General features: G+C 72.1%; 11 protein-coding genes and 2 tRNA genes. 12 read left to right on the forward strand and 1 reads right to left on the reverse strand.

The window, feature by feature from the left end:
- Positions 1-64: 64 nt before the first annotated feature.
- The 12 genes from dnaN to ACIPSC_RS04350 all read left to right on the forward strand — a co-directional run bounded on the left by dnaN (position 65) and on the right by ACIPSC_RS04350 (position 12813).
- Positions 65-1195, forward strand: a complete 1131-nt coding sequence (gene dnaN, locus ACIPSC_RS04295; RefSeq protein ID WP_313764734.1) for a DNA polymerase III subunit beta — start codon at positions 65-67, stop codon at positions 1193-1195.
- Positions 1196-1299: 104 nt separating this feature from the next.
- Positions 1300-2226 carry a phosphogluconate dehydrogenase (NAD(+)-dependent, decarboxylating) gene (gnd, locus tag ACIPSC_RS04300; RefSeq protein WP_400822841.1) on the forward strand — a complete coding sequence of 309 codons (927 nt, stop codon included), beginning with the start codon at positions 1300-1302 and terminating at the stop codon, positions 2224-2226.
- 74 nt (positions 2227-2300) lie between these two features.
- Positions 2301-3434: a DNA replication/repair protein RecF gene (gene recF, locus ACIPSC_RS04305; RefSeq protein ID WP_400822843.1), complete on the forward strand. Its 1134-nt coding sequence runs from the start codon at positions 2301-2303 to the stop codon at positions 3432-3434.
- Positions 3435-3587: 153 nt separating this feature from the next.
- Positions 3588-4127: a DUF721 domain-containing protein gene (locus tag ACIPSC_RS04310; protein ID WP_400822844.1), complete on the forward strand. Its 540-nt coding sequence runs from the start codon at positions 3588-3590 to the stop codon at positions 4125-4127.
- Positions 4128-4384: 257 nt separating this feature from the next.
- Entirely contained in the window at positions 4385-6406 is a 2022-nt protein-coding gene (gene gyrB / locus ACIPSC_RS04315) for a DNA topoisomerase (ATP-hydrolyzing) subunit B (protein ID WP_400822845.1), read from the forward strand.
- Positions 6407-6530: 124 nt separating this feature from the next.
- A complete protein-coding gene (gyrA, locus tag ACIPSC_RS04320; RefSeq protein ID WP_400823336.1) occupies positions 6531-9071 on the forward strand; it encodes a DNA gyrase subunit A in 2541 nt (846 codons plus the stop codon).
- 227 nt (positions 9072-9298) lie between these two features.
- Positions 9299-9964, forward strand: coding sequence for a DUF3566 domain-containing protein (locus tag ACIPSC_RS04325; RefSeq protein ID WP_400822847.1), 666 nt, complete (start codon positions 9299-9301; stop codon positions 9962-9964).
- Between the two features lie 287 nt (positions 9965-10251).
- On the forward strand, positions 10252-11640 hold the full coding sequence (locus ACIPSC_RS04330; RefSeq protein ID WP_400822849.1) for a class I SAM-dependent methyltransferase: 1389 nt from the start codon (positions 10252-10254) through the stop codon (positions 11638-11640).
- Positions 11641-11656: 16 nt separating this feature from the next.
- Positions 11657-11733, forward strand: a tRNA-Ile gene (locus ACIPSC_RS04335).
- Positions 11734-11854: 121 nt separating this feature from the next.
- Positions 11855-12169 carry a DUF6191 domain-containing protein gene (locus ACIPSC_RS04340; RefSeq protein ID WP_400822850.1) on the forward strand — a complete coding sequence of 105 codons (315 nt, stop codon included), beginning with the start codon at positions 11855-11857 and terminating at the stop codon, positions 12167-12169.
- A 251-nt stretch (positions 12170-12420) separates the two neighbouring features.
- A complete protein-coding gene (locus ACIPSC_RS04345) occupies positions 12421-12549 on the forward strand; it encodes a DLW-39 family protein (protein WP_014137031.1) in 129 nt (42 codons plus the stop codon).
- Between the two features lie 191 nt (positions 12550-12740).
- Positions 12741-12813: transfer RNA gene (locus tag ACIPSC_RS04350), tRNA-Ala, on the forward strand.
- Positions 12814-12903: 90 nt separating this feature from the next.
- Here ACIPSC_RS04350 and ACIPSC_RS04355 read toward each other — a convergent pair.
- On the reverse strand, positions 12904-13794 hold the full coding sequence (locus tag ACIPSC_RS04355; RefSeq protein ID WP_400822852.1) for a DUF5324 family protein: 891 nt from the start codon (positions 13792-13794) through the stop codon (positions 12904-12906).
- Positions 13795-13905: the final 111 nt, after the last annotated feature.

The following is a 13905-nucleotide window of genomic DNA, read 5'->3' on the forward strand; positions in this document are numbered from 1 at the left end:
GACGATCAAGATCAGAAGAACCAGACGTGCGAGCGGGAGCGCTCGATCCAGGAGGCGGTTACCGGTGAAGTTCCGGGTGGAGCGTGACGTCCTCGCGGAGGCGGTGGCCTGGGCTGCCCGCAGCCTCCCGGCACGGCCGCCGGTGCCGGTGCTGGCCGGCCTGCTGCTGACGGCACAGGACGGCAGCCTGGCGCTGTCCGGCTTCGACTACGAGGTCTCGGCCCGGGTCGAGCTGGAGGCCGACATCGAGGAGGCCGGCACCGTGCTGGTCTCCGGCCGGCTGCTCAACGACATCTCGCGCAACCTTCCCAACAGGCCTGTGGAGATCTCCACCGACGGCCAGCGGGTCAGCGTGGTGTGCGGCAGCTCCCGGTTCACCCTCCCCACCCTCCCGGTGGACGAGTACCCGGCCCTGCCCCAGATGCCCACCGCGACCGGCACCGTCCCGGGCGACGTCTTCGCCTCCGCGGTCAGCCAGGCCGCCGTGGCCGCCGGCCGCGACGACACCCTCCCGGTGCTCACCGGTGTGCGGGTCGAGATCGAGGGCGACCGGATCACCCTGGCCGCCACCGACCGCTACCGGTTCGCCGTCCGCGAGCTGCTGTGGAAGCCCGAGCAGCAGGACATCTCCGCGGTCGCCCTGGTGCCCGCCAAGACCCTCCAGGACATCGCCAAGTCCCTCGGCAGCGGCGACAACGTCTCGATCGCGCTCTCCTCGGGCGGCGCGGGCGAGGGCCTGATCGGTTTCGAGGGCGCCGGCCGCCGCACCACCACCCGGCTGCTGGAGGGCGAGTTCCCCAAGTTCCGCAGCCTCTTCCCGACCGAGTTCAGCGCGGTCGCGGCGATCCAGACCCAGCCCTTCCTGGAGGCGCTGAAGCGCGTCTCGCTGGTCGCCGAGCGCAACACCCCGGTCCGGCTCAACTTCGAGCAGGGCGTGCTGACGCTGGAGGCCGGCTCGGGCGACGACGCCCAGGCCACCGAGCGGATCGACGCCGACCTGGAGGGCGACGACATCTCGATCGCCTTCAACCCGGGCTACCTGGAGGAGGGCCTCAAGGCCATCGACTCCGCCTACGCCCAGCTGAGCTTCACCACGCCGACCAAGCCGGCCCTGCTGAGCGGCAAGGCCGCGGTGGACAGCGAGGCGGACGAGGCCTACCAGTACCTGATCATGCCGGTCCGCCTCTCCGGCTGATCCCCTCCGCGTTACCCACAGGCTGTGCACAGCCTGTGGACGGCCTCCCCCGGTCGGGCTCCGACCGGGGGAGGCCCTCGTACTTCAGCGCGTAGGCTCAGGCTGTGCGGCAACGGCGCCGCCGGCAGGCACGTCACCAAAGTAAGGACTTGGTCATGGAGCTCGGCCTCATCGGTCTCGGCAAGATGGGCGGCAACATGCGCGAGCGGATCCGCCGCGCCGGCCACACCGTCATCGGCTACGACCGCAACCCGGACATCTCCGACGTCAAGAGCCTGCAGGAGCTGGTCACCAAGCTGCAGGGCCCGCGCGTGGTCTGGGTCATGGTCCCGGCCGGCGCCGCCACCCAGGCGACCGTGGACGAGCTGGCCGAGCTGCTCTCCCCCGGCGACGTGGTGGTCGACGGCGGCAACTCCCGCTGGACCGACGACGTCAAGCACGCCGAGGCGCTGGCCGCCAAGGGCATCGGCTTCGTCGACTGCGGCGTCTCCGGCGGCGTCTGGGGCCTGGAGAACGGCTACGCGCTGATGTACGGCGGCACCGCCGAGCACGTCGCCCGGGTGAAGCCGGTCTTCGACGCGCTCAAGCCCGAGGGCGACTTCGGCTCGGTGCACGCGGGCGCCGTCGGTGCCGGCCACTTCGCCAAGATGGTCCACAACGGCATCGAGTACGCCATGATGCAGGCCTTCGCCGAGGGCTGGGAGCTGCTGGAGGCCGCTCCCGAGGTGACCGACGTGCGCGAGGTCTTCCGCAGCTGGCAGGAGGGCACCGTCATCCGCTCCTGGCTGCTGGACCTCGCCGTCCGCGCCCTGGACGACGACGAGCACCTGACCAAGCTCAAGGGCTGGGCCGCCGACTCGGGCGAGGGCCGCTGGACCGTCGAGGCCGCGATCGACCACGCCGTCCCGCTGCCGGCCATCACCGCCTCGCTCTTCGCCCGGTTCGCCTCCCGCCAGGAGGACTCGCCGCAGATGAAGATGATCGCCGCGCTGCGCAACCAGTTCGGCGGCCACGCGGTCGAGTCGAAGTAAGTCCACAACCGGCCGGGGGACGGGCTCCGTCCCCCGGCGGGCACAGTCACAGAAGGCGAGCGCAGTCCACAGCCATGCACGTCGCGCACCTGTCGCTCGCCGACTTCCGGTCGTACACCGGGGTCGAGGTGCCCCTCGACCCGGGGGTGACGGCCTTCGTCGGTCCCAACGGCCAGGGCAAGACCAACCTGGTCGAGGCGATCGGCTACGTCGCCACCCTGGGCAGCCACCGGGTGGCCACCGACGCGCCGCTGATCCGCCTCGGCGCCGAGCGGGCGGTCATCCGCACCTCGGTGGTGGCCGGCACCCGGACCACCCTGGTCGAGCTGGAGATAACCCCCGGCAAGGCCAACCGCGCCCGGATCAACCGCTCGGACAACGTCCGCCCGCGCGACGTCCTGGGCGTGCTGCGCACCGTGCTCTTCGCCCCCGAGGACCTCGCCCTGGTCAAGGGCGACCCGGGGGAGCGGCGCCGCTTCCTGGACGAGCTGCTGACCGCCCGCGCGCCCCGGCTGGCCGGGGTCCGGCAGGACTACGAGCGGGTGCTCAAGCAGCGCAACGCCCTGCTGAAGACCGCCGCGATGGCCCGCCGGGCCGGCGGCGGCAAGGGCGCCGACCTCTCCACCCTGGAGGTCTGGGACGGCCACCTGGCCCGCGCCGGGGCCGAGCTCACCGCCTTCCGGATCCAGCTGGTGTCTGCCCTCCAGCCGCTGGTGACGGCGGCCTACGGGCAGCTCGCGCCCGGCGGCGGGGAGACCGTGCTGGAGTACCGCAGCTCCTTCGAGGGCGAGCTGCCGACCAGCCGCGAGCAGGCCGAGGAGCAGCTGCTCCAGGCCCTCCGGACGGCCCGCCGGCAGGAGGTCGAGCGCGGCCTGACCCTGGTCGGCCCGCACCGCGACGAGCTGGTGCTCAAGCTCGGGCCGCTGCCCGCCAAGGGCTACGCCAGCCACGGCGAGTCCTGGTCGTACGCGCTGGCGCTGCGGCTGGCCTCGTACGAGCTGCTGCGCGCCGACGGCGGCGAGCCGGTGCTGATCCTGGACGACGTCTTCGCCGAGCTGGACGCCACCCGGCGGGACCGGCTGGCCGAGCTGGTGGCCGACGGCGAGCAGGTGCTGGTCACCGCCGCGGTCGCGGAGGACGTGCCCAAGGCGCTGGCCGGCGCCCGCTACACGGTGTCCGACGGCGCCGTGCGCCGCGTCGACGCCTGACCGCCACCGGCCGGCGTCCCTCCCCTTTCTTCCCACACCTCTTCCACACCGGGTCCGCCCGTGCCCCGCTCGCGCCCGGGCAACCCGCTCCCCGTCCGCTCCCGTACGCTGGACGGCTCACCGTTGTCCACAGCCTGGGGATAGGAGATCGCCGTGAGCGAGCCGGCCGAGCAGTCCCCGCAGCAGGGCGTCGCCGAGCCGACCGGGGCCGACCTGGCCCGTTCGGCACTGCGGGCGGCCCGGGCCCAGGCCCGGCAGCGCGGCGAGCAGGTCCGGGAGAAGCGCGAGGCGAAGCGGACCGGTCTGCGCAGCGGGGCGCGTTCGGACGGCCGTGACCCGGTGCCGCTGGGCGCCGCGCTGAACCGGCTGCTGACCGAGCGCGGCTGGGAGTCCTCGGCGGCGGTGGGCGGGGTGATGGGCCGCTGGCCGCAGATCGTCGGCCCGGACATCGCCGCACACTGCTCGCCCACCTCGTACGACGAGACCGCCGCGGTGCTCACCGTGCAGTGCGACTCCACCGCCTGGGCCACTCAACTCCGATGGCTTGCACGGCAGTTGGTAGCACGTCTGAACCACGAGCTGGGGCACGGCACGGTGCGGACCATCAAAGTGCTGGGCCCTGCGGCGCCGGTCCGCGGCTACGGCCGGCTGCGCGCGCCGGGGAGCAAGGGGCCGGGCGACACCTGGGGCTGAGCGGAGCCGGCCGGGCGGCGAGCGGACCGGGATCTTCCGGAACCGCTGACGGCCCTTCCAGGCGCCCTGGGCCCCCGGGTCGAGTATCGGGACATGTGCAGAGGGGATTCAGGGCGGCATATCTGCCCTCAGGGGCTGCCAAACGCCCATCTCTGTCAGTCGTACCGGTAGACTGAGAGCCAAACACTGTTGCTAGTGGCAACCGAGTCGAAACGCCGTGGTCGCACGCCCGCCCACACGGGGCGGGGATGCGGCCCGTGCTGTGCCAGAGAGGGCGCTTCGTGGCCGATTCCGGCAACCCCAGCCAGACCCCAGACCAGACCGACCAGGGCGAGAAGTCCTACAACGCCAGCAACATCCAGGTGCTGGAGGGCCTCGACGCCGTCCGCAAGCGTCCCGGCATGTACATCGGCTCGACCGGTGAGCGTGGCCTGCACCACCTGGTGCAGGAGGTCGTGGACAACTCCGTCGACGAGGCCATGGCCGGGCACGCGGACACCATCGACGTCACGATCCTCGCGGACGGCGGCGTGCGGGTGGTCGACAACGGCCGCGGCATCCCGGTCGGCATCGTCCCCGGGCAGGAGAAGCCGGCCGTCGAGGTCGTGCTGACCGTCCTGCACGCGGGCGGCAAGTTCGGCGGCGGCGGGTACGCGGTCTCCGGCGGTCTGCACGGCGTCGGCGTCTCGGTGGTGAACGCGCTCTCCACCCGGCTCGCGGTGGAGATCCACACCGAGGGCCACCGCTGGACGCAGGACTACAAGATGGGCGCGCCGACCGCGGCGCTGGCCAAGAACGAGGCCAGCGAGCGGACCGGCACCAGCGTCACCTTCTGGGCCGACCCGGACATCTTCGAGACCACGGTCTACTCCTTCGAGACGCTCTCCCGGCGGTTCCAGGAGATGGCGTTCCTCAACAAGGGCCTGACCATCGCGCTGACCGACGAGCGCCCGGAGCACGCCGACGAGGAGGGCAACCCGCTCTCCGTCACCTACAAGTACGACGGCGGCATCGCCGACTTCGTCACCCACCTCAACTCCCGCAAGGGCGAGGTGATCCACCCCTCGGTCATCGACTTCGAGGCGGAGGACAAGGACAAGTCGATCTCGGTGGAGATCGCGATGCAGTGGAACTCCTCCTACACCGAGAGCGTCTACAGCTTCGCCAACACCATCCACACGCACGGCGGCGGTACCCACGAGGAGGGCTTCCGCGCCGCGCTGACCGGTCTGGTCAACCGCTACGCGCGGGACAAGAAGCTGCTCCGGGAGAAGGACGACAACCTCTCCGGCGAGGACATCCGCGAGGGCCTGACCGCGATCATCTCGGTCAAGCTCGGCGAGCCGCAGTTCGAGGGCCAGACCAAGGACAAGCTGGGCAACACCGAGGCGAAGACCTTCGTCCAGAAGGTGGTCCACGAGCACCTGAACGACTGGCTGGACCGCAACCCCAACGAGGCCGCGGACATCATCCGCAAGTCCATCCAGGCCGCCACCGCGCGCGTCGCCGCCCGCAAGGCCCGCGACCTGACCCGCCGCAAGGGCCTGCTGGAATCCGCCTCGCTGCCGGGCAAGCTGAGCGACTGCCAGTCCAAGGACCCGGCCGAGTGCGAGATCTTCATCGTCGAGGGTGACTCCGCCGGCGGCTCCGCCAAGCAGGGCCGCGACCCGCGCACCCAGGCCATCCTGCCGATCCGCGGCAAGATCCTGAACGTCGAGAAGGCCCGGATCGACAAGGTCCTGCAGAACACCGAGGTCCAGGCGCTGATCTCGGCCTTCGGCTGCGGCATCCAGGAGGACTACGACGAGTCCAAGCTCCGCTATCACAAGATCGTTCTGATGGCGGACGCCGACGTCGACGGACAGCACATCCGCACCCTGCTGCTCACCCTGCTGTTCCGCTTCATGCGGCCGCTGGTCGAGGCCGGGTACGTCTACCTCGCCATGCCGCCGCTGTACAAGATCAAGTGGGGCAAGGACGACTTCGAGTACGTCTACTCCGACCGCGAGCGCGACGCCGTGATCGCGGCCGGTGTGGCCGCCGGGCGCCGGCTGCCGAAGGACGACGCGATCCAGCGGTTCAAGGGTCTCGGCGAGATGAACGCCGAGGAGCTCCGGGTCACCACCATGGACCAGGCCCACCGCCTGCTGCTCCAGGTCACCCTGGAGGACGCCGCCCGCGCCGACGACCTGTTCTCCGTCCTGATGGGCGAGGACGTCGAGGCCCGCCGTTCCTTCATCCAGCGCAACGCCAAGGACGTCCGCTTCCTGGACGTGTGACGACGCCTGTCCGCAGGCCCCGCACGTACCAGTCCGCGTGAAAGGAAACTGACCACCAGTGGTCGACGACAACCGTCCCGAAGGCGAGCAGCCCGAGTCCCCCGAGGCCGCCGCCGCGGTCGCCATGCGGGTCGAGCCGATCGAGCTCGAAACCGAGATGCAGCGCTCGTACCTCGACTACGCGATGAGCGTGATCGTGAGCCGCGCGCTGCCCGAGGTCCGCGACGGCCTCAAGCCGGTGCACCGCCGCGTGCTCTACGCGATGTACGACGGCGGGTACCGCCCCGAGAAGGGCTACTACAAGTGCGCCCGCGTCGTCGGCGACGTCATGGGCAACTACCACCCGCACGGTGACACCTCGATCTACGACACCGTGGTCCGCCTGGCCCAGCCGTGGTCGCTGCGGATGCCGCTGGTGGACGGCAACGGCAACTTCGGCTCCCCGGGCAACGACCCGGCCGCGGCCATGCGCTACACCGAGTGCAAGCTGATGCCGCTGGCCATGGAGATGATGCGCGACATCGACGAGGAGACCGTCGACTTCGCCGCCAACTACGACGGCCGCTCGCAGGAGCCCACCGTCCTGCCCGCGCGCATCCCCAACCTGCTGGTCAACGGTGCCACCGGCATCGCGGTCGGCATGGCCACCAACATCCCGCCGCACAACCTGCGCGAGGTCGCCTCCGGCGCGCTCTGGGCGCTGGAGCACCCGGACGCCTCCAACGAGGAGCTGCTGGAGGCCCTGATCGAGCGGATCAAGGGCCCGGACTTCCCGACCGGGGCCCTGATCGTCGGCCGCCGCGGGATCGAGGAGGCGTACCGGACGGGGCGCGGCTCGATCACCATGCGCGCGGTGGTCGAGGTCGAGGAGATCCAGGGCCGCCAGTGCCTGGTGATCACCGAGCTGCCGTACCAGGTCAACCCGGACAACCTCGCGCTGAAGATCGCCGACCTGGTCAAGGACGGCAAGGTCGCCGGCATCGCCGACGTCCGCGACGAGTCCTCCTCGCGCACCGGTCAGCGCCTGGTGATCGTGCTCAAGCGCGACGCCGTCGCCAAGGTCGTGCTGAACAACCTCTACAAGCACACCGACCTGCAGACCAACTTCGGCGCCAACATGCTGGCCCTGGTCGACGGCGTGCCGCGCACGCTCTCGCTGGACGCGTTCATCCGGCACTGGGTCAACCACCAGGTGGACGTCATCGTCCGGCGCACCCGGTTCCGGCTGCGCAAGGCCGAGGAGCGCGCGCACATCCTGCGCGCCCTGCTCAAGGCGCTGGACATGATCGACGAGGTCATCGCCCTGATCCGGGCCTCCGAGTCGGCGGACGCGGCCCGCAGCGGCCTGATGAACCTGCTGACCATCGACGAGATCCAGGCCAACGCGATCCTGGAGATGCAGCTGCGCCGGCTGGCCGCCCTGGAGCGCCAGCGGATCATGGACGAGCACGACGAGCTGCAGCGCAAGATCGACGAGTACAACGCGATCCTGGCCTCGCCGGTCCGCCAGCGGGAGATCATCTCCGAGGAGCTCACCGCGATCGTCGAGAAGTACGGCGACGAGCGGCGCTCCACCCTCATCCCGTCCGACGGCGACCTCTCCATCGAGGACCTCATCGCCGAGGAGGACATCGTCGTCACGATCACCCGTGGCGGCTACGTCAAGCGGACCCGCTCCGACCTCTACCGCTCGCAGAAGCGCGGCGGCAAGGGCGTGCGCGGGGCCCAGCTGAAGCAGGACGACATCGTCGACCACTTCTTCGTGACGACGACCCACAACTGGATCCTGTTCTTCACCAACAAGGGCCGGGTCTACCGCGCCAAGGGCTACGAGCTGCCGGACGCCGGGCGCGACGCCCGCGGCCAGCACGTGGCCAACCTGCTGGCCTTCCAGCCGGAGGAGCACATCGCCCAGGTGATGGCGGTCCGCACCTACGAGGACAAGCCCTACCTGGTCCTCGCCACCCGGGCCGGCCTGGTGAAGAAGTCCCCGCTGAAGGACTACGACTCCCCGCGCTCCGGCGGCCTGATCGCGATCAACCTGCGGCAGGACGAGGAGGGCCGGGACGACGAGCTGATCGGCGCCGAGCTGGTCTCCTCCGAGGACGACCTGCTGCTGGTCTCCAAGAAGGCCCAGTCGATCCGGTTCACCGCCACCGACGAGGCGCTGCGGCCCACCGGCCGCGCCACCTCCGGCGTCAAGGGCATGGCCTTCCGCGAGGACGACGAGCTGCTCTCGATGAACGTGGTCCGGCCCGGTACCTACGTCTTCACGGCCACCGACGGCGGGTACGCCAAGCGCACCGGCGTGGACGAGTACCGTGTCCAGGGACGCGGCGGCTACGGCACCAAGGCGGCGAAGATCGTCGAGGGCCGGGGCTCGCTGGTCGGGGCCCTGGTGGTGGACGACAGCGACGAGATCATGGCGATCACCCTCTCGGGCGGGGTGATCCGCACGAGGGTTTCCGAGGTTCGTGAAACCGGACGTGACACCATGGGCGTCCAACTGATCAACCTCGGGAAGCGCGACGCGGTCGTGGGCATGGCCCGCAACGCCGAGGCGGAGGCCGAGGACGAGGAGTCGGCGGAGGACGAGGTGGCAGTCGCCGAGTCCCCCGTGGCCGAGGGTACGGAGACGGCGGACGGCGGAGAGGCCCAGGCCTGACCGCTACGCCGTCGGCCGGTACCGTCGCGTCCGTAACGGCGCGTCGGTACCGGCCGCCGACCAGTTCCGGGCAATCCCGCCGGGCGCTGGATGACGAGTGACGACGCAGGGCGGCGCCGCCGCCCTGGCGGGAAGTGCGGGAGGACCAGGTGAGTGGAGCCACGGGTGCTGCGGGAGGAGCCACCGGCGGCCGTCCGGGCGCAGCACAGGGCGGCGGGGGGTACGGGGTGCCGCAGCCTCCGGCCGAGCACCCCTCCGCGTCCACCTCGCTGATGCCACCGGTCGGTGCGGCGGGCCAGGGCGGCGGGGCGACCTACGGCGGCCAGTCGACGCCGCCGCCGCCGAACACGCCGGCGCCGGGCGCGGGCGGCTTCTCGCAGCCGACCACGTACGCGAAGGGCCAGCCGACGCCGGCCCGCGGTACCCGGGTGAGCGGCAACACGCCGCCCGGCGGGACGCCTGTCCCGGGCGCCGCCGCGCGGCGGCCCGCGCCGAGCTCCGGCGGTGTCGGCCTCGGCCGGACCCGCAAGGCCCGGCTGCGGGTGACCAAGGCCGACCCGTGGTCGGTGATGAAGGTCAGCTTCCTGCTCTCGGTGGCGGTCGGGATCATCATCATCGTGGCGGCCGCGGTGCTGTGGATGACGCTGGACTCGCTGGGCGTCTTCGACTCGCTGAGCAAGACCCTCCTGGAGGTCACCGCCGGCGAGGCCCCGAACAGCGGCATCAACCTGATGGACTACGTCGGCTTCGGCAAGGTGATGACCTTCACCTCGCTGATCGCGGTCGTCGACATCGTGCTGCTGACCGCGCTGTCCACGCTCTCGGCGTTCATCTACAACGCGGCGGCCGGCTTCACCGGCGGCATCGAGCTGACCCTGGCCGAGGAGGACTGACTCCGGCCACCGCACGACCGGCTCCGGCCGCCCCGACGGGCGGCTGACCCCTGGTCAGTTCTCCGTCCCCGGACGGAATGGGCGGGTCCCGCAGGCTGTTGCAGCCTGCGGGGCCCGTCGGCATTCGGGTGACAGCCGGCCCCCGCGGCGCGCCGCCCGAATCGGCCTCCACCGCGGTGGGATTAGCTGGGTGCGCTCGTTCCGAGCTTCCGACTGCCGCGGGCCGCTCCGGTCCGCCGGGCCGGGGCAGGTACGGCTGTGCCGGTACGGCTGGACGGAGGCGCGCGATGGCTCAGCTCGCAAGGCAACTGGTCGAGGCCCTGGAAGGGCTCCTGGGGGTCCCGGTGCCGCTGCGGGTGCAGGCGTGGGACGGCAGCGTGGTCGGCCCGCCCGGGGCACCGACCCTGGTGCTGCGCAACCGCCGCGCGCTGCGCCGCCTGCTCTGGCAGCCGGGCGAGCTGGGCCTGGCCCGCGCCTACGTCTCCGGGGACCTCGAACTCGCCCCCGGCACCGACCTCTACGAGGTGCTGACGGCCGTCGCGCACTTCGCCGAGCGCCCGGAGATCCGCCGGCTCCGGCTGAGCCCGGCCGACGTCCTCGGCCCCAGGGGCCGCCGGGCGCTGACGGCCCTGCTGCGGGCCGGCGCGCTGGGCCCGGACCCGGCCCCGCCGGCGGAGGAGGCCAGGACGGGCCCGGGGCGGCGGCACAGCCGCAGCCGCGACCGCGCGGCCATCAGCCACCACTACGACGTCGGGAACGACTTCTACGGCCTCGTCCTGGGCCCGTCGATGGTGTACTCCTGCGCCTACTGGGAGCCCGCGGCCAAGAGCCTGGAGGCGGCCCAGGAGGCCAAGCTCGACCTGATCTGCCGCAAGCTGGGCCTGCGGCCCGGGATGCGCCTGCTGGACGTCGGCTGCGGCTGGGGCTCGCTGGTGCTGCACGCGGCCCGGCACTACGGCGTCACGGCGGTCGGCGTCTCGATCTCGGCCGAGCAGGTCGCGCTGGCCCGCGCGCGGGTCGCCGAGGCCGGGCTGGCCGACCGGGTGGAGATCCGGCTCCAGGACTACCGGGAGGTCCAGGACGGCCCGTTCGACGCGATCTCCAGCGTCGGGATGGCCGAGCACGTGGGCACCGAGCAGTACCGGGTCTACGCCGAGGGCCTGTACCGGCTGCTGGCGCCCGGCGGCCGGCTGCTCAACCACCAGATCGCCCGCCGCCCCGAGCACCCCGGCGAGGCGTACCGCCCCAGCCCGTTCATCGACCGCTACGTCTTCCCGGACGGCGAGCTCTCCCCGGTCGGTTCCACGGTGGCCCGGCTGGAGGAGGCCGGCTTCGAGGTCCGCGACGTCGAGTCGCTGCGCGAGCACTACGGGCTGACCCTGCGCGAGTGGGTGGCCAACCTGGAGGCGCACTGGACGGAGGCGGTCCGGCTGGTCGGCCGGGGACGGGCCCGGGTCTGGCGGCTCTACATGGCCGCCTCCGCGCTCGCCTTCGAGGAGAACCGGATCGGGGTGAACCAGATCCTCGCCGTCCGGACCGCTCCCGACGGCGCCTCCCAGGTGCCGGCCAGCCGGGAGGAGTGGCTGCTGCGCCGCTCCGCCACCACGCCCCACCAGCAGGGCCCTGCCGCCGCCCCGGCCGATTCGGATTTTGGAGATCGGCCGTCGGTCCGCTAATCTTTCAGTGCGGCAAGGGCCTATAGCTCAGACGGTTAGAGCGCTTCCCTGATAAGGAAGAGGCCACAGGTTCAAGTCCTGTTAGGCCCACCACCGCGAAGGGCCCGGAGCGATCTCGCTCCGGGCCCTTCGGCGTTCCCGGGGCCCGCCGCCGGAACCCTGCCCGCCGCCCGGGGGTTGTAGAAAGTAGGGGCACCGGCGGAGAGGCGGTGGTGTGATCGCGGTTTTCTGGGCGATGAGCATCCCCGGACCGGCCTGCGCGCCGGTCGCGCCGGCCTTCGTTGACCAGCTGGCGCTGCGGGCCCGGAAGTCCCGCTGGATCCCCTGGCGGGGGACCGGCCGGGAGGGGCAGGTCTCGGCGACCGGCTTCGAGCAGCTGCACGCGCAGTTCGCGGCCGGCAAGCAGCACGAGCTCGACGAGCGGCGCAGCACGCTGATGCTGCGCGACGAGGAGGGCGAGGGCGCGCCGCCGCGGACGCGGGTGGACCTCGCGGCCGGAAAGGCCGTGGTGGTGCGCCCGGGGCCGTGACCGGCCCGGAGCTCCGGCCGGGCCGACCGTACGACAGAAGGTGCGGCGTCAATCCTTCGACCGGACGGCTTGGTTGGAGGCAGCGGTGGGCTGGTCACGATTGGGACACCGGTGTGTATCATCGGCCGCAAGGGCAGTCTGGCACCCGGCAGCCCGTTTGTGCTCGAAACAATTCATGGACTCGTCGGCCCGGCCAATCCGGTCGGAGCACGGCTGCTGAGTCCGCTACGCAAGAAGGACGAGGTCCCGCGGTGAAGAAGCTTCTCCTGGTCGCCCTGGTCGCCCTCGGCGGCTTCTTTGTCTACCGTCAGGTCCAGGCGGACCGCGCCGAGCAGGACCTGTGGACCGAGGCCACCGACCCGGTTCCGGCCGGTCGCTGAGGCCCCCGGACGATCTGACGATCGACGATCTTCGGAGGCGCCGCACGGCGTCTCCCGGGCCCGGTGGGCCGGCCTGGTGGCCGGTCCGCCGGGTTCCCGCACGCCGTCCGGGCAGCAGGTGCCGGATCGGGCGTGGGAATCCCGCCGGAACCCGGTACGCTAGTGCCCGGCGGTGCGCGTGGTGCCGCCTCGGGGCTTTAGCTCAGTTGGTAGAGCGCTGCCTTTGCAAGGCAGATGTCAGGAGTTCGAGTCTCCTAAGCTCCACAGTTCGAACGGCGATCGGCCGCTGACCTGAATCCGGGTCAGCGGCCGATCGCCGTTCTGCGTCCAGGTGCGCCCGGGCGGGCGGACCGGTCAGTGCGGCTTGCGCGGGTCGTGCGGCTTGGGGCGGTCGTCGCCCGGGGCGGGCTTGCCGGGCGGCGGGCCCGGCTTGGGCGCGGCGGTGCCGGCCTCCGATCCGGGACCGGCCTCGCCGCCCGCGGTCTCCTCGCCCGCCGTCTCTGGAGCGTTGCCGGCCGGGGAGCCGTTCACCGTGCCGCCGCCGGCGTCGGCCGGGCCGCCGGTGCCGCCGCCGGTGCTCGCGGCGTGGGCCCCGGTGGGGCGGGGCGGGGCGGGGGTGTCGGCCGGGGGCTCCACCAGCCACTCGGGGTTGCTGTGGTGGCGCCACCACTGCCAGGCCACGATGCCGCTGCCGATGGCGACGGCGCCCGCCACGGCCAGGCCGGTGGCCCAGGCGTTGCGGTGCTCCCGCCGGGCGTTCTTGGCGGCGAGCTCGTTGATCTCGGCGGCGGTCACGTGGCCCTGCAGGGCGGCCACCGCGGCGGCGCCGCGGGTCTGCGCCTCGTGGGCGACCGGCACGACGGCGGAGCGGGCGTCGCCGACCGCCTGGGCGATCCGCGGGCCGACGGTGGACCGGGCCTGCTCGGTGGCGCGGGCCGCGTTGAGCTTGGCCGCCAGTGCAGCCTCCTGGGCCCTGTGCAGGGTCTTCAGGACGTTCTGCTGGGCGTCGGGCGGCAGGCTGGCGAAGGCGTGACCGAGCTGGGGGGCGATGTGCTTGTCGTACTGGACGCGGGCGCTCTGGGCGGCGTGGGCGGCCTTCGGGCCCAGGGCGTCCACGGCGGGGCCCAGCCGCTGCCTCGCGCCGTCCGCGAAGTGCACCGCGGTCTCCTTGGCGGTGACGGCGTAGGGCGCGAGGGTGTCCCGGGTCCTGCCGGCCGTCTCACGAGCTGTGTCCAAACGGGTCACGAGTCTCTCCTCCTGGTGGCGTCCTATATGCACATATCCACCTGAATGCTGATCATGCATCCTGATTTGTCCGACAGCACTCCGGAGTGGGCCGTACGCGGGGCGGCGGGC

The sequence above is a fragment of the Kitasatospora sp. NPDC090091 genome (genome assembly GCF_044747365.1).
In the GTDB taxonomy this organism is placed as follows: domain Bacteria; phylum Actinomycetota; class Actinomycetes; order Streptomycetales; family Streptomycetaceae; genus Kitasatospora.